This is a genomic window from Zobellia sp. B3R18 (assembly GCF_018860715.1).
GTDB lineage: Bacteria > Bacteroidota > Bacteroidia > Flavobacteriales > Flavobacteriaceae > Zobellia > Zobellia russellii.
In genome coordinates, this window is sequence record NZ_JAHKQG010000002.1 from 13,567 (window position 1) to 36,354 (window position 22,788).

At 38.6% G+C, this 22,788-nt stretch carries 23 protein-coding genes; 13 read left to right on the forward strand and 10 right to left on the reverse strand.

Annotated features, from left to right (window positions below; translation table 11 throughout):
- Positions 1-60: 60 nt before the first annotated feature.
- The 3 genes from KO513_RS00060 to KO513_RS19770 all read left to right on the forward strand — a co-directional run bounded on the left by KO513_RS00060 (position 61) and on the right by KO513_RS19770 (position 1,973).
- Positions 61-795 (forward strand): M15 family metallopeptidase, encoded by a 735-nt coding sequence (locus KO513_RS00060; protein WP_215911885.1) that lies wholly within the window; start codon positions 61-63, stop codon positions 793-795.
- Between the two features lie 37 nt (positions 796-832).
- Positions 833-1,597 carry a M48 family metalloprotease gene (locus KO513_RS00065; RefSeq protein WP_215911771.1) on the forward strand — a complete coding sequence of 255 codons (765 nt, stop codon included), beginning with the start codon at positions 833-835 and terminating at the stop codon, positions 1,595-1,597.
- 208 nt (positions 1,598-1,805) lie between these two features.
- Positions 1,806-1,973, forward strand: a complete 168-nt coding sequence (locus KO513_RS19770) for a DUF6747 family protein (RefSeq protein WP_317195445.1) — start codon at positions 1,806-1,808, stop codon at positions 1,971-1,973.
- A 108-nt stretch (positions 1,974-2,081) separates the two neighbouring features.
- Here KO513_RS19770 and KO513_RS00070 read toward each other — a convergent pair whose 3' ends face one another.
- Positions 2,082-2,474, reverse strand: a complete 393-nt coding sequence (locus KO513_RS00070; RefSeq protein WP_215911772.1) for an ankyrin repeat domain-containing protein — start codon at positions 2,472-2,474, stop codon at positions 2,082-2,084.
- 341 nt (positions 2,475-2,815) lie between these two features.
- Here KO513_RS00070 and gpmI point away from each other — a divergent pair, with 341 nt between their 5' ends.
- The 3 genes from gpmI to KO513_RS00085 are packed head-to-tail and all read left to right on the forward strand — an operon-like array spanning position 2,816 to position 5,997.
- Complete coding sequence (gene gpmI / locus KO513_RS00075; protein WP_215911773.1) at positions 2,816-4,333, forward strand: 2,3-bisphosphoglycerate-independent phosphoglycerate mutase; 1,518 nt, start codon at positions 2,816-2,818, stop codon at positions 4,331-4,333.
- Between the two features lie 32 nt (positions 4,334-4,365).
- Entirely contained in the window at positions 4,366-5,184 is an 819-nt protein-coding gene (gene map / locus KO513_RS00080) for a type I methionyl aminopeptidase (RefSeq protein WP_215441319.1), read from the forward strand.
- A 42-nt stretch (positions 5,185-5,226) separates the two neighbouring features.
- Positions 5,227-5,997 carry a class I SAM-dependent methyltransferase gene (locus tag KO513_RS00085; protein ID WP_215911774.1) on the forward strand — a complete coding sequence of 257 codons (771 nt, stop codon included), beginning with the start codon at positions 5,227-5,229 and terminating at the stop codon, positions 5,995-5,997.
- Here the strand turns inward: KO513_RS00085 and KO513_RS00090 are convergent.
- The 8 genes from KO513_RS00090 to KO513_RS00125 all read right to left on the reverse strand — a co-directional run bounded on the left by KO513_RS00090 (position 5,994) and on the right by KO513_RS00125 (position 13,589).
- Entirely contained in the window at positions 5,994-7,004 is a 1,011-nt protein-coding gene (locus KO513_RS00090; protein WP_215911775.1) for an FAD:protein FMN transferase, read from the reverse strand. The two genes, KO513_RS00085 and KO513_RS00090, sit on opposite strands and share 4 nt — an antisense overlap.
- Positions 6,997-7,365: a Na(+)-translocating NADH-quinone reductase subunit F gene (locus KO513_RS00095; RefSeq protein WP_215911776.1), complete on the reverse strand. Its 369-nt coding sequence runs from the start codon at positions 7,363-7,365 to the stop codon at positions 6,997-6,999. The genes KO513_RS00090 and KO513_RS00095 overlap by 8 nt, the downstream gene beginning before the upstream one ends.
- A gap of 114 nt (positions 7,366-7,479) precedes the next feature.
- Complete coding sequence (gene nqrF, locus KO513_RS00100; protein ID WP_215911777.1) at positions 7,480-8,787, reverse strand: NADH:ubiquinone reductase (Na(+)-transporting) subunit F; 1,308 nt, start codon at positions 8,785-8,787, stop codon at positions 7,480-7,482.
- Positions 8,788-8,789: 2 nt separating this feature from the next.
- Positions 8,790-9,536, reverse strand: a complete 747-nt coding sequence (nqrE, locus tag KO513_RS00105) for an NADH:ubiquinone reductase (Na(+)-transporting) subunit E (RefSeq protein ID WP_215911778.1) — start codon at positions 9,534-9,536, stop codon at positions 8,790-8,792.
- A 21-nt stretch (positions 9,537-9,557) separates the two neighbouring features.
- Positions 9,558-10,205, reverse strand: coding sequence for an NADH:ubiquinone reductase (Na(+)-transporting) subunit D (locus tag KO513_RS00110; protein WP_215911779.1), 648 nt, complete (start codon positions 10,203-10,205; stop codon positions 9,558-9,560).
- 1 nt (position 10,206) lies between these two features.
- The gene (locus tag KO513_RS00115; protein WP_215911780.1) at positions 10,207-10,956 is read right to left on the reverse strand and encodes a Na(+)-translocating NADH-quinone reductase subunit C; all 750 of its coding nucleotides are present in this window, start codon (positions 10,954-10,956) and stop codon (positions 10,207-10,209) included.
- A 2-nt stretch (positions 10,957-10,958) separates the two neighbouring features.
- The gene (locus KO513_RS00120) at positions 10,959-12,233 is read right to left on the reverse strand and encodes an NADH:ubiquinone reductase (Na(+)-transporting) subunit B (RefSeq protein ID WP_215911781.1); all 1,275 of its coding nucleotides are present in this window, start codon (positions 12,231-12,233) and stop codon (positions 10,959-10,961) included.
- Positions 12,234-12,236: 3 nt separating this feature from the next.
- Positions 12,237-13,589: a Na(+)-translocating NADH-quinone reductase subunit A gene (locus tag KO513_RS00125; RefSeq protein WP_215911782.1), complete on the reverse strand. Its 1,353-nt coding sequence runs from the start codon at positions 13,587-13,589 to the stop codon at positions 12,237-12,239.
- Positions 13,590-13,741: 152 nt separating this feature from the next.
- Here KO513_RS00125 and KO513_RS00130 point away from each other — a divergent pair, with 152 nt between their 5' ends.
- From KO513_RS00130 to KO513_RS00150, 5 genes are all read left to right on the forward strand, one after another.
- On the forward strand, positions 13,742-14,986 hold the full coding sequence (locus tag KO513_RS00130; protein WP_215911783.1) for a DUF5103 domain-containing protein: 1,245 nt from the start codon (positions 13,742-13,744) through the stop codon (positions 14,984-14,986).
- Between the two features lie 32 nt (positions 14,987-15,018).
- A complete protein-coding gene (locus KO513_RS00135; RefSeq protein WP_215911784.1) occupies positions 15,019-15,654 on the forward strand; it encodes a DUF3667 domain-containing protein in 636 nt (211 codons plus the stop codon).
- Positions 15,655-16,158: 504 nt separating this feature from the next.
- Entirely contained in the window at positions 16,159-16,545 is a 387-nt protein-coding gene (apaG, locus tag KO513_RS00140; protein WP_155597605.1) for a Co2+/Mg2+ efflux protein ApaG, read from the forward strand.
- 208 nt (positions 16,546-16,753) lie between these two features.
- Positions 16,754-18,382: an L-glutamate gamma-semialdehyde dehydrogenase gene (gene pruA, locus KO513_RS00145; RefSeq protein ID WP_215911785.1), complete on the forward strand. Its 1,629-nt coding sequence runs from the start codon at positions 16,754-16,756 to the stop codon at positions 18,380-18,382.
- A 118-nt stretch (positions 18,383-18,500) separates the two neighbouring features.
- Entirely contained in the window at positions 18,501-19,013 is a 513-nt protein-coding gene (locus tag KO513_RS00150) for a DinB family protein (protein ID WP_215441301.1), read from the forward strand.
- A gap of 541 nt (positions 19,014-19,554) precedes the next feature.
- On the opposite strand, the gene rsmG is transcribed toward KO513_RS00150, so the two are convergent.
- Positions 19,555-20,190: a 16S rRNA (guanine(527)-N(7))-methyltransferase RsmG gene (gene rsmG / locus KO513_RS00155; protein ID WP_215441300.1), complete on the reverse strand. Its 636-nt coding sequence runs from the start codon at positions 20,188-20,190 to the stop codon at positions 19,555-19,557.
- Positions 20,191-20,297: 107 nt separating this feature from the next.
- Here rsmG and KO513_RS00160 point away from each other — a divergent pair, with 107 nt between their 5' ends.
- Both KO513_RS00160 and KO513_RS00165 read left to right on the forward strand, forming a co-directional pair.
- Positions 20,298-21,401, forward strand: a complete 1,104-nt coding sequence (locus KO513_RS00160; protein WP_215441299.1) for a fatty acid desaturase family protein — start codon at positions 20,298-20,300, stop codon at positions 21,399-21,401.
- A 94-nt stretch (positions 21,402-21,495) separates the two neighbouring features.
- Entirely contained in the window at positions 21,496-22,704 is a 1,209-nt protein-coding gene (locus KO513_RS00165) for a pyridoxal phosphate-dependent aminotransferase (RefSeq protein ID WP_215911786.1), read from the forward strand.
- Positions 22,705-22,788: the final 84 nt, after the last annotated feature.

Sequence of the window (22,788 nt, forward strand, 5' to 3'; positions counted from 1 at the left end):
GCACCAAATTTGGGTATCTTTGTTTGGATTGTGAACACGATTAAATTCAAAAATGGTATGATGGAACGACGAGCATTCATAAAAAAAAGTGGAATTGCAGGCATTACTTTAGCAGCATTGCCCAATTTGGTATTCTCCAAAGATTTTGAGTATAGCATCTTAGAATTAATGGGCAAAACAGATATAAAGCTTTACGGAAAAGGCATAAACTTGCGCAAAGAGGCCCATGATGCTTTTATTGAAATGAAAAAAGCCGCGTACAGTGATGGCATTGATTTAAAAGTGGTTTCCAGCTACCGCAATTTTGAGCGTCAACGCTCTATTTGGGAACGTAAATATTTAAAATATACAGACGACAACAATATGGAACCTTTAGAGGCCATTGACAAAATTATAGAATACTCTACCATACCCGGGACCAGCAGACATCATTGGGGAACGGATATTGACATTGTTGATGGAAACAGAAATGTAAAAGGAGACATGCTCGTGCCTTCCAAGTTTGCCGAGGGCGAACCTTATGCCGATTTTAAAAAATGGATGGACGAAAACGCAAAGAGTTTTGACTTTCATTTAGTATACACCGATGTTCCCGGACGAAGAGGATTTAAATACGAGCCATGGCATTACAGCTACGCCCCTATTTCCGTACCTATGTTAACCGAATTTCGCAGAAAGAACATTATGCAGTTGCTAAAAGACGAAGATTTTTACGGCAGCGAACATTTTACCGAAGGCTTCTTAACCAGCTATATCCAAGACAATATCTTGGATATCAATACCGAACTTCTGTAGGTCTTTTGTATATTGAGCTACAAAAGAACACTATACCATGCGAAGAGGAAGTTGGAAAATCAGGATATTCATTGGCTTGGCCATTGTTGCATTCGCCTTTATTAAGCGTTGTAGCAGCAAAGAAGAAAACCCATATACAGGAAGGGTACAGACCATAAACATGAGTGCCGAACAAGAGATCGCTATCGGTCTCCAAAGCACTCCGGAAATCGCACAACAATATGGCGGTCTTTATCCAGACGAAAAACTACAGGCTTATGTAGACCTGGTAGGCAACAAACTTGTACAAAACAGTATAGCGCGGGAAACTCCCTATCAGTATGATTTTCATTTATTGGCCGATGATCAAACCATTAATGCCTTTGCATTGCCCGGCGGCCCTATTTTTATTACCTATGCCCTATTCAAACAACTAAATGAAGCACAATTAGCCGGTGTACTTGGTCATGAAATAGGCCATGTTATTGGTAGGCATTCCGCAGAACGTATTGCAGAAAGTGAACATTGGCAATTACTTGCCACCGGTGCCTCCGTGGGTGCAGATGCAGGCAATCTTATTGGTGGTATTGGGCAGAACATTCTTTTAAAAAATGGTCGCGGCGATGAATTGGAAAGTGATGATCTAGGGGTTCTCCTCATGATGAATTCCGGCTACCAGCCAGAAGAAATGATCAAAGTAATGGAAATTCTAAAAGCGGCCGCAGGCCCAAACCGGGTTCCCGAATTTCAAAGCTCTCACCCTGACCCAGAAAATAGAATAGAAAAGATAGAGGAATCCATAGAAAAATACAAGAACCAATAAGTTTCTTAGAAAGTCTTCTAAAGCCTTTATTTTTTTATTTTACAAATCCCTTGAACGGTTGTTAAATTCGTTGAAATGCAAGGGCTTGTGTGCTAATTTAACTATCTTTACGGCTCCCAAATACTACCGTTGCTAACGCAGCAATTTAACTCCTTATAGCTTTTAAATTAACCGATGTCCCTAGACAAGACATCTAAAATAAAACTATATGGGAACACTATTGCATCTTAAAAATTTGTATACCGAAGCATTCGAGAACTGCAAGCCTGAATTAGTAGTACTACTTTTAAAGGTTTACTCGGTATTTTGTGGATTAATGTTGTTTATGGCTGTTTACGCGTTTGTACACAGAGCCCTGAACGGATTTGAATTTTAATTCGCACCGCTTTACCGCTCTTTTACGAGATACTATATGAAAAAAACCCGACCATATGTTTATGGTCGGGTTTCTCGCTTTAAAGAGCAATTAGCTAATTCAAAATGTTTAGCTTCCCATAGCTGTTTCAATAACCCTTAGGGCATCTGTAGCATTGGAAAGTTCTGCGTATTTTTTAACAGAGTATCCTTTATCACTTTTAATTTTAAGATTAGCCCCGTTGGCAATCAAAAGTTCTAAAATCTCTGCTTTGTTATAACGTGCGGCAAAAATTGCTGGTGTCATGCCCATAGATTTTTTGTTAACATCCTCTCCTAGCTCTATAAATTTCTTTACAGTATCCAAATCTCCCTGCATAATTGCTTTACAGAAAGAACTTAGTTCTACGGTTCTGAACATTTCATAAGTTGAAGTGTTCATGGTCGTAATAGTGTCATTTGCCATTATGGCGGAAGTTCCGACCAAACAGGCCGTTGCGAAGGTTAAAAACGTTTTTCTCATGATGAATGATTTAAATTGATGAATTGTATTTGATTGTATAAAGTAGACTGGAGAATTCAGATTTTGTTACAGGAAAAAACAGACGATAACTTAACTTTAACATTTAGGACGCCCCAAAAACTAAGTAAAACACTGACGATTAGCGACTTAAACCAAGTCCTAAAATCCTTTTTTTATATCCACTTAAATTACGGGCATATTCTATTTCCATTAAAAATATTCACCAATTTCCCTAAAATGTGGCATCTCTAACAAAGCTAAAATCACTTTAAAAAAGCCCTTTTATAATTGGCATTTCCTCTTAGATCACTGTACTTTTGAAAATCTAATTTATCATAGCCATGAACAAAAAAGTAATACTTATGATTCTTGATGGTTGGGGCAAATCACCCAATCCCGAAGTCTCCGCCGTAGATAATGCAAATACTCCATTTGTAGATTCCCTATATAAAGACTATCCAAATGCAAACCTTCTTACGGATGGTATGAACGTTGGCCTTCCAGAAGGTCAGATGGGAAATAGCGAAGTAGGTCATATGAACCTAGGCGCCGGCCGTATCGTATATCAAGATTTGGCAAAAATTAACTTGGCCGTAAAGGAAAACACTTTAAAAGATGAGAAGGTCCTAAAGGATGCTTTCACCTATGCAAAAGAAAACAACAAACCTGTACATTTCTTAGGTTTGGTGAGTGATGGCGGTGTTCACAGTCACATAAACCACATAAAAGGTCTTATTGAAGCCGGTAATGAGTCCGGAGTAAAAAACATGTACGTTCATGCCTTTACGGATGGCAGGGATGTTGACCCCAAGAGCGGGAAAAAATTCTTGACCGAACTTAGTGCATTTGGCGCCGATAAAAATGCCCAATTAGCCTCTGTAGTGGGAAGATATTTTGCTATGGACCGTGATAAACGTTGGGAACGCGTAAAAAAAGCATACGATGTTATGGTAAATGCCGAAGGCGAAAAGACTACGGACATTGCTGCTAAAATGCAAGAAAATTACGATAACGACATTACCGATGAATTTATAGAGCCTATTGTCATGACCGATAGTAACGGGAACCCAGTTGCTAAAATCACGGAAGATGATGTGGTTATTTTCTTTAATTTCAGAACAGATCGCGGCCGAGAACTTACTGAGGTATTGAGCCAAACAGATATGCATGAACAGAACATGCACAAACTAAAACTGTACTACGTTACTTTAACCAACTATGATGCTTCTTACAACGGTGTTCATGTGGTTTATGACAAAGCAAATATTGAAGATACTCTTGGTGAAGTCTTAGAAAGGGCCAATAAGAAGCAAATACGTATTGCAGAGACTGAAAAATACCCACACGTTACTTTTTTCTTTAATGGTGGTCGTGAGGAACCTTTTAATGGTGAACAGCGCCTATTATGTCCTTCTCCAAAGGTTGCTACATACGATTTAAAACCGGAAATGAGCGCTTATGAGATTAGGGATGCTATTATTCCCGAACTGAAAAAAGGCGAGGTAGATTTTGTTTGCCTGAACTTTGCCAATCCGGATATGGTAGGGCATACAGGTGTTATGTCTGCCGCTATTAAAGCATGCGAAGTAGTAGACGAATGTGCCAAAGCGGTTGTAACTGCAGGTCTTGAAAATGGTTATACATCCATTGTTATAGCTGATCACGGTAACTGCGAAACTATGGTCAACCCAGATGGTAGCCCTAACACTGCACACACCACTAATCCAGTTCCACTAATCTTGGTAGATAAGGATATAAAAGAAATTAAAGATGGTGTTTTAGGTGATATTGCCCCTACCATTTTAAAATTACTGGGCGTACCACAACCGGAATTAATGACGAGAGAAGCTCTTGTATAAAGAATACATCAATTATTTTTACCTTTGCCGCTATGATCAAATTAAAAACACCCGAGGAAATAGAACTAATGCGCGAAAGTGCCTTAGTCGTATCAAAAACTTTGGGCATGCTGGCATCGGAAATCAAACCAGGTGTCAACGCCCTATATCTTGATAAACTAGCAGAAGATTTTATCAGGGAACAGGGCGCTGAACCAGGTTTCTTAGGTATGTACGATTTTCCGAATACACTAAACATGAGCCCTAACGCTCAAGTGGTTCACGGTATACCTAATGCAGAACCTTTAAAAGAAGGCGATATAATTTCTGTGGATTGTGGTGCACTAAAAAACGGATACTATGGTGATCATGCCTACACCTTTCCTGTTGGTGAAATTGCACCGGAAACCGCAAAACTTTTAAAAGTAACCAAAGAATCCTTATACCTTGGTATTTCGGAATTTAAGGCTGGAAATCGCGTTGGCGATGTTGCTTTTGCCATTCAGAATTACTGTGAGAACCACGGGTACGGTGTTGTTCGTGAGTTGGTAGGACATGGTTTGGGCAAATCATTGCATGAAGGCCCGGAAATGCCCAACTACGGTAAACGAGGCCGCGGCAAGCAATTTAAGGAAGGTCTGGTAGTAGCTATTGAACCTATGATCAATATGGGAACCAGACGTATAAAACAACTTAAGGACGGTTGGACCATCTTAACTGCAGATGGCAAACCAAGCGCGCACTTTGAGCACAATGTGGCTATTGTAGATGGTAAACCTGAATTGCTCTCTACGTATCAGTACATTTACGATGCTTTAGGCATTGAAACTGATGAAGAAGACAATTTCCGAAAGGAAAAATTGGTTCTTTAAGTTAGGGTGAACAAAGCTAATTTGTGCTAATTGATGTAATAGGTGTCCAAAATTTTCAAGTTTATTCTAAATGCCGTTCCTAGGCCCTTACTTATTAAACTAAGTTACCTGGTGAGGCCATTATTGGGTTTATGGATGCGCGGAAATCGTTATGAGGACCCTATTGACGGTAAAAAATTCAAGAGTTTTCTACCCTATGGATATGAAAGCCCTAGAGAGAACGTACTGTCTCCTTTTACTTTGTCCTTAGAAAGACATCGGCTGTTATGGCTCTATCTAAAAAACGAAACTAATTTCTTTACCAAGAGACTAAAAGTGCTTCACTTTGCACCTGAGCAGGCTTTTTACAAACGTTTCAGAAAACTTAAAAACTTAGAGTACGTAACTACCGATCTTTTATCTCCTTTAGCAGATGTAAAAGCGGATATTTGCAACCTTCCCTTTGAGGATAATTCCTTTGATGTAATTCTTTGCAACCACGTACTTGAGCACATTCCGGACGATACAAAAGCTATGCAAGAGCTATACCGTGTATTAAAAAAAGACGGATGGGCCATATTGCAAATCCCTCAAGATCTAGAACGCGAAACCACATTTGAAGACGATTCCATTACCGATAAAAAAGAGCGCACCAAAATATTTGGACAATACGATCATGTACGTATTTACGGCTGGGATTATTTTGAAAAATTGAGAAGTATTGGTTTTATTGTGGAGGAAGTAGATTACACAGCCATCCTTTCTCCCGAAACCATTGATAGGTATCGTTTGGCCAAAGGCGAAATAATCCCCTTAGTTAAAAAACCACTTTAATTCTTGGTCACCAACTCTTTAAAGCCAGGACTCATAAACTCATCTGTTTCCCCCTTTTCATTTATAAAAATAAGATAAGCCTCAAGTTCGGGATTAAGGGTCAATACTTTGGACACTTGGTCCAAATCCATAGCCATGAACGAAGTGGCAAAAGCATCTGCCTTAGCACAATTATCTGCAAGAACCGTAGCCGCAAGTGTATTGGCATTTTTGGTAAAACCCGTTATAGGGTCAATAGTATGTACATACTTGAATCCGGTGACCGGGTCCTTTCTAAAATGCCTGTAATTGCCCGATGATGCCAAGGCCCTGTTCTCTAATCGGATGGTTGCCTTTAACTTTCTTTCATTTTCAACCGTTGGATCATCAATACCAACGATCCAAGGCTTTTGCTTTATTTGATTTTGTCCCTTTGCTACCAGCTCCCCTCCTACTTCCAACAAATAATTATCAATTCCATTTGCGTCCATTAACTTTGCCAATCGATCTATGGAATATCCTTTTGCAATTGCATTGAAATCAAAGTAGATGTTAGGGTCGGATTTTTTTATTCTATTTTCTGCTGTAAGTTCCACTTTATCAAACCCCACATATTGCAACAAACTATCCACACGGGTGCTATCCATCTGAATTTGCTTGCCAGGCCCAAAACCCCAAGCGTTTACCAGTGTACCTACAGTAGGGTCAAAATACCCGTTTGTAGCACCATACACTTCCTGTGAGAGCTCAAAAACCTCTTTGAACATATGATCAACAACCAAAGTAGAATCGCCTTTATTGATCTTAGAAATGTCCGAAGCCGAAATATATGTAGATAATGAATGATTAATAACGTCAAAAACGGAGTCTACCTGCTTTTGAAGGTCCAGATTTTCTTTGGATAGGTATATTAGGTTATAGGAAGTTCCTAGAGCAGCTCCGGAACTTTCATTTCTCACCATGCCGGCTGGATTACCTCCACAGGAGCATAACAACAACATGCCAAAAAAAACTAAAAATCTATTCATCCTTTATTTCAATTAAACCGATATAATCCACAGCATAAGGCTCATTCAAATACACCGGTAATTCTGGATTCTCAGCATTAGAAAGTCCCACACCAGCGTAATAAGTCCGGGCTTCGTGCTTGTTCGCATGGTTCTTCATTTTTAACATTAGAGCCTCATCATACACATGAGGATTTTGTGGATATGCTATATGACGCACCACAATAAAATGCAATATTTTATCCTTTAAGCAAACAAACTGCGGATTCCTTTTAGGTTCGCTATTGACTCCCATAAAATCATATCCTTGTGCCTCAAGCTCCTTGCCTACAATATTCATGGCTAGGTTATGCAGTTCACGCTCAGTTAATGGTTTTCCCATAACGCTAGAAAAATTAGATCAAAAAAAACCGATGCGTAAACATCGGTTTTTCTATTTATTCGTTTTGCTCGGGAGCCAGATTCAACCTGAACTCCTTTGACAATAAAAATCGTATTATCCACCGAAATCATCAAAACGGATGTGCTCATCGGGAATACCAAAGTCTTCACCCATTTTTTGCACAGCTTTGTTCATCAATGGAGGACCACAGAAATATAATTCAATATCTTCTGGTGACTCATGGTGGCTTAAGTAGTTATCAATAACACAGTTGTGAATGAAACCTACAAAACCATCTCCAGGAGCATCTATGTTCTCCTTAACTTTCCAATTATCCTCTTCTAACGGTTCGGACAATGCTAGGTAGAACTTAAAGTTTGGAAATTCTTCTTCAAGCTTATAAAAGTGATCCAAATAGAACAACTCTCTTTTTGAACGACCACCGTACCAATAGGTAACTTTTCTATTGGTCTTTAATGTTTTGAACAAGTGATATAAATGAGAACGCATTGGGGCCATACCTGCACCACCACCTACATATAACATTTCTGAATCAGACTCATTGATAAAGAACTCACCATAAGGTCCAGAAATGGTACATTCGTCACCAGGCTTAAGGTTAAAAATGTATGACGAAGCAATACCTGGGTTTACATCCATCCATCCATTTTTAGCACGATCCCATGGTGGCGTAGCAATACGTACGTTTAACATAATCTCTCTACCTTCTGCAGGAAAAGAAGCCATGGAATAGGCTCTTTCAACCGTTTCCGGGTTTTTCATAACCAATGGCCAAAGGTTAAACTTGTCCCATTCGGCTTGGAATTTATCCGGAGTCTCGTGTTCTTCCGGGTGTGCAGTAATATCTATATCCGCATATTTTACCTCACATTCTGGAATTTCAATCTGGATGTAACCACCAGCTTTGTAACCCATATCCTCTGGGATCTCTACTACAAATTCCTTAATAAAAGAAGCAACGTTGTAATTACGCACTACTTTAGCTGGCCATTTCTTAATACCGAATACCTCTTCAGGAATGGTAATTTCCATGTCCTGCTTCACTTTCACCTGACAGGCCAAACGAGCACCAGCGTTCAATTCTCTTTTAGAGAAGTGAGGTGTCTCAGTAGGAAGCGCTTCTCCACCTCCCGAAAGAACGTGACACTCACACTGAATACAAGTACCACCTCCACCACAGGCAGACGGTAAAAATACTTTTTGGTTACCTAAGGTTGAAAGTAACGAACTTCCCGAACCAACTTCTATTTTCTTTTCTCCGTTTATTGTAATGGTAACCGGCCCTGATGGAGACAGTTTTTCTTTGGTGAACAATAAAAGGGCCACCAATACCATCAATAGTATCATAAAGGCGACAACGGTAATTAAAATCGTTCCTCCAGTGCTTGTAGCTAATAGCATATCTATTTGTTTATGGCGTCGTTATAAGAGACCTCTTTACTATCGATCTCTTCTTTATTCTCTTTCTCTTTATTTTCGGATACCTTATCGTAATCCATACGTTGTTCCTCCACAGGAGGAGCATCGTCACCTCCTGTTAACATACCTCCAAAACTTTGAAAACCGATACCCATTAAACCTGTAATGATAAAAGTAATACCCAAGCCTCTTAACGGAGCGGGTACATTTGAATATCTAATTTTCTCACGAATAGCAGCTATGGCCAAAATAGCCAGGAACCAACCAATACCAGAACTAACACCATAATTAAGTGCCAGACCTAAAGTTTGAATATCCCTTGCCTGCATGAACAGAGAACCACCCAAAATAGCGCAGTTTACCGCAATTAATGGCAAGAAAATACCCAATGAGTTATATAATGATGGAGAAAACTTTTCTACTACAATTTCTACCAATTGAACCATTGTTGCAATGGTTGCGATAAAAAGAATAAACGAAAGAAAGCTCAAATTGTAATCTGCATATTCAGGCCCTAACCAGACTAAAGCACCATCTCTTAATAGATATTGATCTAACAACCAGTTCAACGGTACGGTAACAGCAAGTACAAAGATTACAGCCGCCCCTAAACCTACGGCAGTAGCTACTTTTTTGGAAACCGCTAGGTAAGAACACATCCCCAAGAACACGGCAAATACCATGTTATCTATAAAGATGGATTTAAAAAATAATTCTATATGCTCTAACATAATTCTATCTTTTTGCCTTAATTAATTATCTTCTACAAGTGCAGGATTCCTTGAGCGCTGTACCCATATGATAATACCCACAACAATAAGTGCTGCCGGTGGAATAATCATAAATCCGTTGTTCTCATAGCCTGTTGCGTATAATCCGGTTTTGGCAATTGGATCACCTAAAACTTTATACCCCAAAAGAGTTCCTGAACCTAAAAGCTCTCTGAAAAAACCTACGATTATTAAAATAACACCGTATCCCAGTGAATTTCCTATACCATCCAAAAAGGATCTCCATGGACCGTTAGCCAAAGCAAAAGCTTCAAAACGTCCCATAATAATACAATTGGTAATAATTAAACCAACAAATACGGATAAGGTTTTACTAAGCTCGTAAGCAAAAGCCTTAAGCACTTGGTCAACCACAATCACTAAAGTAGCAACTACAATTAACTGTACGATAATCCTAATTTTTGAAGGAATAACATTTCTCATTAAAGAGATGACCACGTTACCTAAGCCCAGTACGAACATTACAGCAACAGCCATTACAATCGAAGCCTTTAGTTCGGCGGTAATTGCCAAGGCGGAACAGATACCCAATACCTGAATAGTAATCGGGTTATTATCCGCTAACGGATCCGTTATTAAACTTGCATCTTTTTTTGTTAATAGTGCCATATTATTTTGCGCTAACGGTTTGTAAATAGTCCTTGTAGAGATTTAGACTCTCTTTGATCATAGCAGAAACACCGTTACCCGTAATTGTGGCTCCAGCTAAAGCATCTACTTCATTATCATCCTTAGTATTGTTCAACGGGTCATTATTACCCTTTGCAACAGCAATACCAGCATATTCGGTTCCTTTAAGAATGCTTTCACCTGTGAAGTCATCCATAAAATAACGTTGCTTGATGTTTGCACCCAAACCTGGAGTTTCCCCCTTGTGATCAAAGTAAACACCTTGTACAACCATTTTATCATCCAAAGCAATAAAGCCCCAAATAGCATCCCAAAGCCCTTTTCCGTACATAGGAATGATGTAGTATTTTTTACCATCCTTCTCTCCTATCATTAAAGGAAGCTTAGGGGTCTCGCCTTTTCCAGCGATTGCCATTTGCTTTTTCATGTCTATTAAATAAGCTTCATCATTTTCAGTGATTTTATCACCTTCAATAACCAACTGCTCTTTAATATAGTTTTTAAACTCTCCCTCTACCTTATCGGTCGAAACAAAATTTACACTACCCTCATCAACATTATCGTTTACGCCCATGGCATAAAGAATGTTCTGTTGTTTTTCGAACCGTTCGTTCTCGGTAATTCTATCTTTTAAGCTCGAAGACATAAAAGCAAGAATAGACCCTACGATCACTACCATAACGGCAGCAAAAATAACGGTGTATGAATTTTTATCTGTATTGATTGCCATGATTATACGGTTTCTACGTGAAGTTCATTTGCCTTGCCAGCTGAATCTTTTGGCAAGATGGTTGCATTTTTCAATCGTTTCATTCTACGTTTTACGTTTCCACGAACCACATAATGGTCAATTGTTGGTGCAAATACGTTCATTAAGAGAATCGCTAAGAAAACACCTTCTGGATACGCTGGGTTAAATACACGGATCATTACCGAAAGGAAACCGATAAAGAAACCGTAAAACCACTTACCACGGTTGGTCTGTGCACCCGTAACCGGATCGGTTGCCATATAGACAATACCAAAAGCCAAACCACCAACAATAAGATGCTGCCAGAAATCAAAACTCATTAAACCGTAAAATTTACTGGTTTCTCCAATCCAACCCGCATCAACTACGCCGTTAAATATCAAGCCCATTACCAAAGAACCTATAACGGCACTTAACATAATACGCCAGCTAGCAATTTTACTAAAGATCAAGAACAACCCTCCTAAAAGAATCAAGAATGTTGAAGTTTCACCTACTGAACCAGGAATAAAACCAAAGAACATATCAGAGATAGAATACGACATTTCCGCCCCTTTATTCTGTGCCAAATAACCTAATATAGTTTCACCTGAAATAGCATCTGGGCCACCAGCACGCTCAACAGCTTCATAGACCCAAACTTTATCTCCACTCATCCAAGTAGGATAAGCAAAGAACAAGAAAGCCCTAATCGTCAACGCTGGGTTAAGAATGTTCATTCCCGTACCACCAAATACTTCTTTACCGATTACCACACCAAAGACTACGGCTACAGCCAACATCCAAAGTGGTGTATCAATAGGAACGATCAACGGCACCAACATACCAGTAACCAAGTAACCTTCCTCTACCTCATGGCCTTTAATAACGGCAAAAATAAATTCGATCAACAGACCTACCCCGTAGGATACAACTACTAACGGAAGTACTTTTATAATTCCGATCCAGAAATTGTCCCAAGTAAGAAAATCGTTCATTAACGAAAATTCCGCAGGAAAACCGTTAATAGCCGAATAATGCTGATACCCTGCATTGAACATTGAAAAAAGCAATACCGGAACCAAGGCCATAATAACCGTGTTCATGGTACGCTTTAAATCATCTGCTGCCCTAACATGAGAACCCGAATGTGTGGTTTCATCTGGAGCAAACAAAAATGTGTGCAACGCATTAAATGCAGGAGCCATTTTTTTGCCCCTATAATGGTGCTTTAAAATGTGCAACCTTTTTTTGAAAGTCAGTTTTTTATCACTCATCTTTTATCCTATTTCTTTATGCAATAGATCTAATCCTTCTCTAATAATCTGTTGATGTGGTTGCTTGGAAACACAAACAAACTCAGTCAACGAGAAATCTTCCGGCGCTACTTCATAAAGCCCCAGTTGCTCCATCTCATCTAAATCCTTCACCATACAAGCCTTAAGCAACTGCATAGGAAAAATATCCAACGGAAATACTTTTTCATACATTCCGGTAACCACAAAAGCACGGTGCTCTCCGTTTGTATTTGTAGTAAGGTCGTATTTTTTATTCGGTTGCATCCAAGAGAACGTTAATGCCCTTGTAGCCGATATTTTATTGAAGATTGGCTTATTCCAGCCAAAAAACTCATAATCATCACCTTCAGGAATAGCGGTCACTGTATTGTTATAATACCCTAAATGACCATCAGGAGCTGATTTTGAACCCGTAAGCACATCACCATTTATCACCCTAAAGTTATCACCTTCTACACCGCTACCATATAAAAAGGTAGAAATCTCAGTTCCAATTTTAGTTTTGTAATATTTTGGCGCTTTAACCGAAGAACCGGCCAAGGCAACAATACGCTCTGCATTAAATTTCCCGGTCAATAGTAATTCTCCTATTATCACTAAATCCTGAGGTGTTACGGTCCAAACCGTTTCCCCTTTATTGATCGGGTCTATTTTATTTATCTGCGTTCCTACCAAACCAGCGGGATGCGGACCCGAAACTTTATGCAGTTCCACACCGTTTAAACCGGCCAATGGCGAGTTTTCAGATTTTCCAACGGAAACATGAACCTTACCGGGCGTTAATTTACCCAAAGCGGTAATGGCCGCCTGAAGTTCCTTTTCTTTTCCTTGCAAAGCATAATTCAAGTCGGCTGCCAAAGGAGCGGTAACATAGCCCGAAACGAAAATCGCTTTTGGATTCGTATCCGGATCTGCGATAATATCGTACGGACGTTGCTTAATAAAAGGCCAGCACCCTCCTTTTAAAAGGTATGCTTTCACTTCTTCTTTAGAAGCACCTTCTACGTTCAACAAATCATGCGCAATACCCGTTTGCTCTTTGTCCGCTAAAATTTTCAATGAAAGAATGCGTCTTCGCGCTCCTCTTACAATCTCAACCAGCTCGCCACTAACAGGCGAAACGAAAAGCATGCTTTCCTTGTTTTTATTGTAAAAAAGTGGTTCTCCCGCTTTGACTTCAGCACCTTGCTTAATTAGCATTTTAGGTGTGACTCCGTGAAAATCGTTTAAGTCTATTGCATAAACGTTACTTAAAACGGCTTTTGAGGTAGTTTGCTCTGCAGCTCCAACAAGTTTTATGTTCAAGCCCTTTTTAATCCTGATGTCTTTAGACATATTGTTCTAGACCTTAGGTTAACAAAATTTCGAGCAAAAATAATACTAAAAGGATTGTTTTCATAATAAATGCCTAGAAATTTGGACAACACACCGATCTAAATTTTTTAGGTACGCTTTTTGTTTACCTTTACAGCAAAAAATAGCAGGTAATGCGCTTGAATATTATATTGGTTTTTCTCCTTACCCTAACTTCATCTTTATACGCTCAGGTTCAAACGGAAGTTAACCCGCCCGAAAATATTAAGACAGTTATTTTTGGCGGACCTACGGAAGACCAATTTCCTGTTGTGGAGCTCGGAGAGACCATAAAACTGGAGTTTGATGACACAACAGCCTCCGAGAGCGACTACTATTACAAAATCATACATTGTAATTACGATTGGCAACCCTCCCAACTTTTAAAATCGCAATACTTGAACGGTGTAGACAACCAACGCATCATTAATTACGAGAACAGCTACTCAACACTACAGTCCTACTCCAACTACAAATTATCCATTCCTAACGAAAATGTAGGCCTAAAAGTTAGCGGAAATTACGTTCTAGAGATATATAATGACAGTTATGAGCTTCAATTTTCCAGACGCTTTGTTGTGTTTAAGGATATCGTTACCGTAGGCGGAAGCATTAAACGTTCCCGTGATTTCAATTTTATAAATGAAAAACAAGTTGTTCAGTTCAACATTAACGCCGGCAACTTTCAACTGGTAAACCCTAAAAAAGAAGTGAAAGTAGCTATTGTGCAGAATCACCAATGGGAAACCGCTCTTTATGATGTGGCCCCGCAATACACAATAGGTACAGAACTGGTATACAAATATGATCAGGAAACCAGTTTTTATGGAGGCAACGAATTTTTAAATTTTGACACCAGCGACCTGAGGGCTCCAACTTCTCAAATTTCAAGAATAGAAATCAACGATCTTTACAATCACTATTTATTTGCGGACAGCTACCGATCAGACCACCCCTACACCTATTATCCGGATATTAACGGAGACTTTGTAATTCGCACGTTACAGGGCGAAGACAATTCTAGAGAAGCCGAATACACCATGGTTCATTTTTCGCTACCTTATGATGAAAGGTTGGAGCTAGACGAAGTTTATATTTACGGAAAGTTCAATAACTACGACTTGTCCGATGAAAATAAGATGACCTACAACGAGGACAACGGCATGATGGAGGCCCAAATAAAATTGAAACAGGGCTTCTACAACTACAAGTATGTTATTAAGCGTGAAGACGGTACTATTGAAACCAATACAATTGGCGGTAACTTTCACTTTACCGAAAACAACTACCTTATATTAGTTTACTATAGAAATTTTGGCGATTTATACGACAGTATTATTGGCGTTGGTTCTGCAAACTCAAGAAATATCAGTAATTAGATTATATTTATCCTTGAATACCCTTTGGATAAATGACCAACAAACCCACCGTCTCCGGAAAAGGAAGATATAATTTAAACTACCGAGGCACAGAATGCCTTAACTGCGGACACCCTCTAGACCTGAGCGATAAATACTGTCCTAATTGCGCGCAGGCGAACAGTACAAAGAAAATTACCATTAAAGATTACCTTGACGAGTTTTTTGGGACGTTAATTTCCTATGACTCCCGATTGCTTCGCACACTGTCTACCTTACTGATAAAACCGGGAAAAATCACTAAAAGTTATATAGACGGCAAACGCATTTCGTACACAAACCCTTTTCGGTTTTTATTAAGTCTAGCCATAATCTATTTCTTGATCATAAACTTTAGCAGTAATTTCTCAAAATACGACAAGTACGGTTCTCAAGACTTTTCAAAAGCGGAAAACTTGGTCTATGAATGGGCCAATGAAATAAACGAAGAAGACACTGCTGAACTTTCCGTAACAATAGACTCTCTTAGAAAGATAGTGCACTATGACAATTATATAAAACAAAAACGGAAGCGCGATTCTACAATACTTTTAGACCCCATAGTGTATTTCAAAAAAATAGACCAAGGTTCTTTAAGTGACCGCAACAACAAAAAAACGGGAGTTTTTTACCACGCTCTTAAAAAATGATACCATATATGACTTCCAAGACGTGACGGACACATATCAAATTCCCCACACCTTTGAAAATAAAGCAATTTTCAACATTGCAAACGGATTTTTAAAGTTCCAGAGGTCTCCCGGAACTTTTCTAAGCACCCTAATATCTAAATTACCATTTGTCATATTTTTCTTTTTACCCGTGTTTACCCTGTTTATTTGGCTGATGTATATCAGAAAAAAATATAGTTATACCGATCATTTGATCTTTAGTTTTCACAACACGGCGTTATTGTTTATCTTGCTCATTATTAGCTATTTGATTGACTCAATTTTCAAAATTCAGAGCAATTGGATTTTCTTAATGATTTTTTCGACATACCTCTTTGCAGCTATGCGAAATTTTTACGGTCAGAGCATATTTAAAACTATTGTTAAATATCTATTTCTGAACACTATTTTTTTTATATTGGCTATATTATCAACGGTACTACTATTTACCGGTAATATTATCACCTTTTAGAAGGAAAACATATGATAACACAAGTAACCAAGGGCATTAAAATTTCGGTAAACACTAGTTTTGAAGGTACATTCTTCAAGAACTATAAAATGCATTTTGCTTTTGGCTACACAATTACCATAGAGAACCAAAGTAAGGACTCGGTTCAACTTACTTCCCGTCATTGGAAAATTTACGATGCGTTAAACGAGCTAGAAGTTCTAGATGGCGAAGGTGTAATTGGCAAAAAGCCGGTTATTAAACCTGGAGAATCGCACACCTATACTTCTGGGTGCCTTTTAACTTCTCCTATAGGAGCCATGAAAGGCCATTATAATATGGTCAACTTTAGCTCTACCGAAAAGTTCAGGGTATACATCCCCACTTTTAAATTCCATGCACCTTTTGCATTAAACTAGGCCTTCTACTTTCAATATTTATAGTGATTTTGATTCTTGCCTAACAATCTGTTAGCAGACTGCTTACGCAACAAGAACAAAAACATTTGCCTTTAATTTTATTAAGTTTTTTTTAGCACTTTTCATGTGATTCATTAGTGCTTCAGCAATTTTTTATTCGCTTTAAGAATCCTACCTTTGGACTCTATTAAAACTTAATTATAGTATTATGAGCAAAGGTTTTTTTCATGTACCGACAGCGATTAACGAACCCATAAAAAGTTATGCGCCGGGCTCTCCAGAAAGAGAAGAAGTCCTAGAACAGTACCGTTCTTATTTTAACGGCAACGAGGATATACCATTATATATAGGTAGCGAAGAAATTAAGACGGGCAATACCAAGCCAATGTCTCCCCCGCACGACCATAAACACGTTGTAGGCCACTATCATGTTGCAGAAAAAACACATGTGACCAAGGCAATTGACAACTGTTTAGCATCAAGATCCGCATGGGCAGACCTAACTTGGGAGCAACGTGCCGCTATTTTCTTAAAAGCCGCCGAATTGATTGCCGGACCTTACCGTGCAAAAATCAACGCGGCAACAATGATCGCACAATCAAAGAACATTCACCAAGCAGAAATTGATTCGGCATGTGAGTTGATTGATTTCCTTCGTTTTAACGTAGAATATATGTCACAAATCTACGAGGAACAACCTGATTCCGCAGAAGGGATTTGGAACCGTGTAGAATACAGACCTCTTGAAGGTTTTGTATATGCCATTACCCCTTTTAACTTTACCGCTATTGCCGGAAACCTTCCTGCAAGTGCGGCTATGATGGGTAACGTTGTGGTTTGGAAGCCCAGCGATAGCCAAATTTTCTCCGCAAAGGTTATTGTTGACATCTTTAAAGAAGCCGGTCTTCCTGATGGGGTTATTAACGTAGTTTACGGTGATCCCGTAATGATTACCGAGACTGTATTGGCCAGCCCAGATTTTGCCGGTATACATTTTACAGGTTCAACCCACGTATTCAAAGAACTTTGGAAACAGATAGGAAACAACATTCACACCTACAAAACATACCCAAAAATAGTTGGTGAGACCGGTGGAAAAGATTTTATCATAGCACATCCTTCGGCCAAACCTCAACAAGTAGCTACAGCTATTGTTCGTGGAAGTTTTGAGTTCCAAGGTCAAAAATGTAGTGCCGCATCTCGCGTTTACTTGCCAAAATCCCTTTCAGAAGAGATTCTTGAATCAGTAAAGAAAGACATAGCATCTTTCAACAAACCGGGAAGTCCAGAAGATATGTCCAACTTTATAACGGCGGTTATTCATGAAGGTTCTTTTAATAAATTGGCCAAATATATTGACCAAGCCAAGAAGGATGACAATGCAGAGATTATTGCCGGTGGAAACTATGACAAATCCAAAGGTTACTTTATTGAACCAACTGTTATTTTAACTACAGACCCCAAGTATACAACTATGGAAACCGAACTATTCGGCCCTGTTGTTACTATATATGTATATGAAGATAAAGATTGGTCCAAAACTTTAAAACTAGTTGACGAAACCTCTGAATATGCCCTTACTGGTGCCGTATTAGCCACAGATAGGTACGCAATTGACGAAGCTACAAAAGCACTTCAGAACTGTGCGGGTAACTTCTACATTAACGATAAGCCAACAGGCGCCGTAGTTGGTCAACAACCGTTTGGCGGAGCAAGAGCATCCGGAACAAATGACAAAGCCGGTTCTGCACAGAACTTATTAAGATGGGTTTCACCTAGACTTATAAAGGAAACATTTGTAACCCCAACGGACTACAGATATCCTTTTTTAGGATAAAAAACCATTAAATAATTCTGACCATAAGAAAACTATGGTCAATTTTAATTAAATTCCCCAATCCCATTTTTTAAAAAGAAGGATTGGGGAATTTTTATAACCACTAAAACTTAAAAAAATGAAAAAATTGGCAGTGATTGCATTTTTCATGGTAGGCGCCATGACCTATGCACAAGAAAAATTGACACAGAACACCATTCAAGGTGTATTACAAGGTAACCAAGGACAAGTAGTTGCTCTAGCGGAAGCATTTTCCGAAGAACAATACGACTGGAGACCTACCGAAGGAGTTAATTCCGTTGCAGAAGCACTATTACATGTTGCCGGGGCAAACTACTACTTAGCTTCAAAAATGGGATTCGCCCCACCAGAAGATGTTGACATGATGAACCTGTCCAAAATAACAGGAAAAGAAAATATTATTGCCGCACTTAAAAAGTCCAATGAATTTGTTCTTGAAAAAATCGTTCTAGTAGAAGATGATCAATTTGCCAACGAAGTAGATTTTGGCTTTGCTAAAATGAATATGCTTGGCGGACTTCTTGCCATGATGGAACATAATGGAGAACACAAAGGGCAGTTAATAGCCTACGCACGCTCAAACGGAGTTACTCCGCCTTGGAGTAAATAAGAACATGAAAAAGAACTAAAAGCCCCTGCCGTATAATTATACTTCAGGGGCTTTTTTATGTCCTGTTTTTAAATTTTACCGACAAACTGCACAATTTAGCCCTCTAGTTAACGTTATATTTACATTAAAATAACAAACACACTACATATCGCAATTCAAAAATTGCAACAATGAAGAACTTTTAAGTAGTAAACTACTGATTTACAATTTATTAAATCACTATCCTTTTAAGCATAGATTTGGTTTTTAATATCAAACACAACGTGAAAAAGTAGTCTATAAAGCTGATTTTCAGTTCTAAATTGAGTAAAAAATCAGCAAAACATACTTTTAGTGTAAATTTAACGTTAAGTAATTGTAAATTAAACGTAATAATTACGTACTTTGTAGTAACTGTAAAAAATGAAGATTATGGACATGCAGAAAACATACAGTAGATCACGAATGATAGCAGACTGTCTAATCATACACGTATGGGGACATTTAAAAATTTATGCTAGAAAATACAGAAAGGCGTATTATCACCTATTGAGCTTATAGGCTAACCCTTAAATTTCATAGGTAAATAGACCACTTTTTTAGTTTCAAAAAAAGCTTCATCAAAATAACTCGTAAGGTCATACATCTCTATGGCCTTATATTCTTTAAGTTCTTCGGATAAATCTCCTCCTTTTAAATAAAGAATTCCGTTTCGTCTTTCATGTTGTGACTCCTTCTTTATTTTGCCCTTTACCCAATGTACAAAAGTTGGCATCGCCGCAACCGCCCTGCTCACAATAAAATCGTACTGGCCTTTTACCTCTTCTACTCTAGAGTTCACTGTAGTGACGTTATCAAGCTCTAACCCATCAACAACCTCATTGACCACTTTTATTTTTTTTCCGATAGAATCTACCAAAGTAAATTGTACTTCGGGAAACAAAATCGCCAAAGGAATACCGGGAAAACCACCCCCAGTGCCAACATCCATGATGGAAGAACCTTCCTTAAATTGCTGAACCTTAGCTATTCCGGTGGAATGAAGAACATGCCTTAGATAAAGTTCATCTATATCTTTCCGGGAAACAACATTTATCTTTTGGTTCCAATCTTTGTACAATTCTTCAAGTAAGATGAAACGTTTTTGCTGTAGATCTGATAAATTGGGAAAATATTTAAAAACTAATTCGGCAGTCATGTGTATATTTGTATGGTTGCAAAACTACTATATTCATCGATGAAATAATATTTTATCGATAATTAAAGCTTTACATTTCTACGATATCTATCAATAATATTATTCATATGGACCAAAAAACAGTACGATTCTCCAGAAAAGATTCCGCACAGTTCTTTAGAACCCTGAACAAGCGGGTCAACGATTATTTTAAGGAGAACAAGATAAAAAAGACAGGCAACTGGCGCTTGCACCTTAAAACGGTAATTATGTTCGCCATTTTCCTAACACCCTATTTCCTGATACTAACCTTAGGTTTGCCTACTTGGGCCAATCTTCTCCTTACTATTGTTATGGGGGTTGGTATGGCCGGTGTTGGCATGAACGTAATGCATGACGGAAACCATGGTGCCTATTCCAATAAAAAATGGGTGAACAAACTTATGGGAAGTAGTATATACATCCTAGCGGGAAATGTCTATAACTGGCAAGTGCAACATAACGTGCTGCACCATACCTATACCAATATTCATGAGCATGATGAAGATATGGAAGCAGGACGTATTCTGCGTTTCTCCAAACATGCAGAATGGCAAAAGCATCATAAATTTCAACACTTTTATTCTGTTTTCCTGTATGGGCTTTTAACTTTTAACTGGGCCATAACTACAGATTTTCAACAGATGTACCGCTACATGAAACGAAAGCTTTCATACGGTAAATTACCTAATCCGGTCGTAAATTGGAGTACTTTGGTAATTACAAAAATACTCTACATAACTATATGGATTGTTCTACCCCTTATTTTTGTTGATATGGCTTGGTGGAAAATACTTATTGGCTTCTTTATCATGCACTACGTTGCCGGTGTTATTTTAAGTGTAGTATTTCAATTGGCACATATAGTTGATGATGCAGACACCCCACTACCTGATGAAACAGGTACGATGAAAAACACATGGGCCATACACCAGTTATTCACTACGGTAAATTTTGGCACTAAAAATAGGATTGTAAATTGGTTTACTGGTGGATTGAACCATCAAGTAGAGCATCACATTTTCCCAAATATTAGCCATGTACATTACACAAAAATTGCAGAAATTGTGAAAGAAACGGCAAAGGAGTTTAATTTGCCTTACCACGAGTATGAAACTACCCGAAAAGCTATAATTTCGCACTTTAAACATTTAAAGGAACTGGGTAAAAGACCTGCCCTGAACCTGCAATAAACGTAATTTAAGAAACTTTATTAGCACAAGTAATTTAGAGAGTAACGGTCTATGAGTTATTTAATTTGCTTCGTGCACAAACCTTAGTTTTATTATGACACCATCAACTGCCACAAAAAATCAACTTTCTGACCGTATCAATAGCCTTACTCCTTCGGCTACTTTGGAAATGGCCGCTAAAGCGCGTGAATTACGTGCTGCGGGAAAAGATATAATCGGTTTAAGTTTGGGCGAGCCTGATTTTAACACTCCTGATTACATCAAGGAAGCCGCCGTAAACGCCATAAACCAAGACTATAATTCCTATACACCTGTAGACGGATATTTAGACTTAAAAGATGCCATTATCACTAAATTCAAGAGAGATAACGGTATTAGCTACGAACCTTCTCAAATTGTAGTATCTACAGGAGCCAAGCAAGCTTTGTACAACATTGCACAGGTGGTTCTAAATGAAGGCGACGAAGTTATTCTACCTTGTCCTTACTGGGTAAGTTATAGTGATATTGTAAAATTAGCGGACGGTGTTCCTGTTGAAGTTGCTACAAGCATAGAGAGCGACTTTAAAATGACGCCCGAGCAATTAGAAGCTGCTATTACACCAAAGACCAAAATGCTTTGGTACAGCTCTCCTTGTAACCCAAGTGGTTCTATCTATAGCAAAGAAGAGTTACGCGCATTGGCAGATGTTTTACAGAAACACCCACAAATCATAGTCGTTAGTGATGAGATATACGAACACATTAACTACGGAGTAACCAAGCATGCCTCTATGGCCGCTTTTGAAGATATGTTTGACCGTACGGTTACCGTAAACGGAGTTGCAAAAGCATTTGCCATGACCGGATGGCGTATTGGTTACATTGGAGGTCCTACCTACATAGCCCGTGCCTGCAACAAACTACAAGGCCAAGTTACTAGTGGTGCAAACTGTATTGCACAGCGTGCCGTTATTACCGCATTGGTTGAGTCTCCAGACCGCATAAAATATATGGTAGACGAGTTTAAGGAACGTAGAGCTATTATCCTTGAGCTATTGAACGGTATAGAAGGATTTAAATGTAACGAACCTGACGGAGCGTTTTATGTTTACCCTGATGTTACCGCCTATTTTGGAAAAACCTTAAATGGTGTTACCATTAACAACGCTTCGGATTTTGCCATGTACCTATTGGAATATGCAAATGTAGCTACTGTTACCGGAGATGCCTTTGGGAACGGCAACTGTATTCGTATTTCTTACGCTGCCGCGGAGAGCGAAATTAGAGAGGCTATTTCTAGAATTAAAAAAGCACTTCAATAGAAGTAACTTAAAAATTTTTTGAAACCCCGTTAATAGTTACTATTAACGGGGTTTTTTTATATCTACTCTTTCAGCGGAAAGATA

Coding starts and splice junctions, on each gene's coding strand:
- KO513_RS00060 (WP_215911885.1), top strand. CDS start 61: ATGGAACGACGAGCATTCATAAAAAAAAGTGGAATTGCAGGCATTACT.
- KO513_RS00065 (WP_215911771.1), top strand. CDS start 833: ATGCGAAGAGGAAGTTGGAAAATCAGGATATTCATTGGCTTGGCCATT.
- KO513_RS19770 (WP_317195445.1), top strand. CDS start 1,806: ATGGGAACACTATTGCATCTTAAAAATTTGTATACCGAAGCATTCGAG.
- KO513_RS00070 (WP_215911772.1), bottom strand. CDS start 2,474: ATGAGAAAAACGTTTTTAACCTTCGCAACGGCCTGTTTGGTCGGAACT.
- gpmI (WP_215911773.1), top strand. CDS start 2,816: ATGAACAAAAAAGTAATACTTATGATTCTTGATGGTTGGGGCAAATCA.
- map (WP_215441319.1), top strand. CDS start 4,366: ATGATCAAATTAAAAACACCCGAGGAAATAGAACTAATGCGCGAAAGT.
- KO513_RS00090 (WP_215911775.1), bottom strand. CDS start 7,004: ATGAATAGATTTTTAGTTTTTTTTGGCATGTTGTTGTTATGCTCCTGT.
- KO513_RS00095 (WP_215911776.1), bottom strand. CDS start 7,365: ATGGGAAAACCATTAACTGAGCGTGAACTGCATAACCTAGCCATGAAT.
- nqrF (WP_215911777.1), bottom strand. CDS start 8,787: ATGCTATTAGCTACAAGCACTGGAGGAACGATTTTAATTACCGTTGTC.
- nqrE (WP_215911778.1), bottom strand. CDS start 9,536: ATGTTAGAGCATATAGAATTATTTTTTAAATCCATCTTTATAGATAAC.
- KO513_RS00110 (WP_215911779.1), bottom strand. CDS start 10,205: ATGGCACTATTAACAAAAAAAGATGCAAGTTTAATAACGGATCCGTTA.
- KO513_RS00115 (WP_215911780.1), bottom strand. CDS start 10,956: ATGGCAATCAATACAGATAAAAATTCATACACCGTTATTTTTGCTGCC.
- KO513_RS00120 (WP_215911781.1), bottom strand. CDS start 12,233: ATGAGTGATAAAAAACTGACTTTCAAAAAAAGGTTGCACATTTTAAAG.
- KO513_RS00125 (WP_215911782.1), bottom strand. CDS start 13,589: ATGTCTAAAGACATCAGGATTAAAAAGGGCTTGAACATAAAACTTGTT.
- KO513_RS00130 (WP_215911783.1), top strand. CDS start 13,742: ATGCGCTTGAATATTATATTGGTTTTTCTCCTTACCCTAACTTCATCT.
- KO513_RS00135 (WP_215911784.1), top strand. CDS start 15,019: ATGACCAACAAACCCACCGTCTCCGGAAAAGGAAGATATAATTTAAAC.
- apaG (WP_155597605.1), top strand. CDS start 16,159: ATGATAACACAAGTAACCAAGGGCATTAAAATTTCGGTAAACACTAGT.
- pruA (WP_215911785.1), top strand. CDS start 16,754: ATGAGCAAAGGTTTTTTTCATGTACCGACAGCGATTAACGAACCCATA.
- KO513_RS00150 (WP_215441301.1), top strand. CDS start 18,501: ATGAAAAAATTGGCAGTGATTGCATTTTTCATGGTAGGCGCCATGACC.
- rsmG (WP_215441300.1), bottom strand. CDS start 20,190: ATGACTGCCGAATTAGTTTTTAAATATTTTCCCAATTTATCAGATCTA.
- KO513_RS00160 (WP_215441299.1), top strand. CDS start 20,298: ATGGACCAAAAAACAGTACGATTCTCCAGAAAAGATTCCGCACAGTTC.
- KO513_RS00165 (WP_215911786.1), top strand. CDS start 21,496: ATGACACCATCAACTGCCACAAAAAATCAACTTTCTGACCGTATCAAT.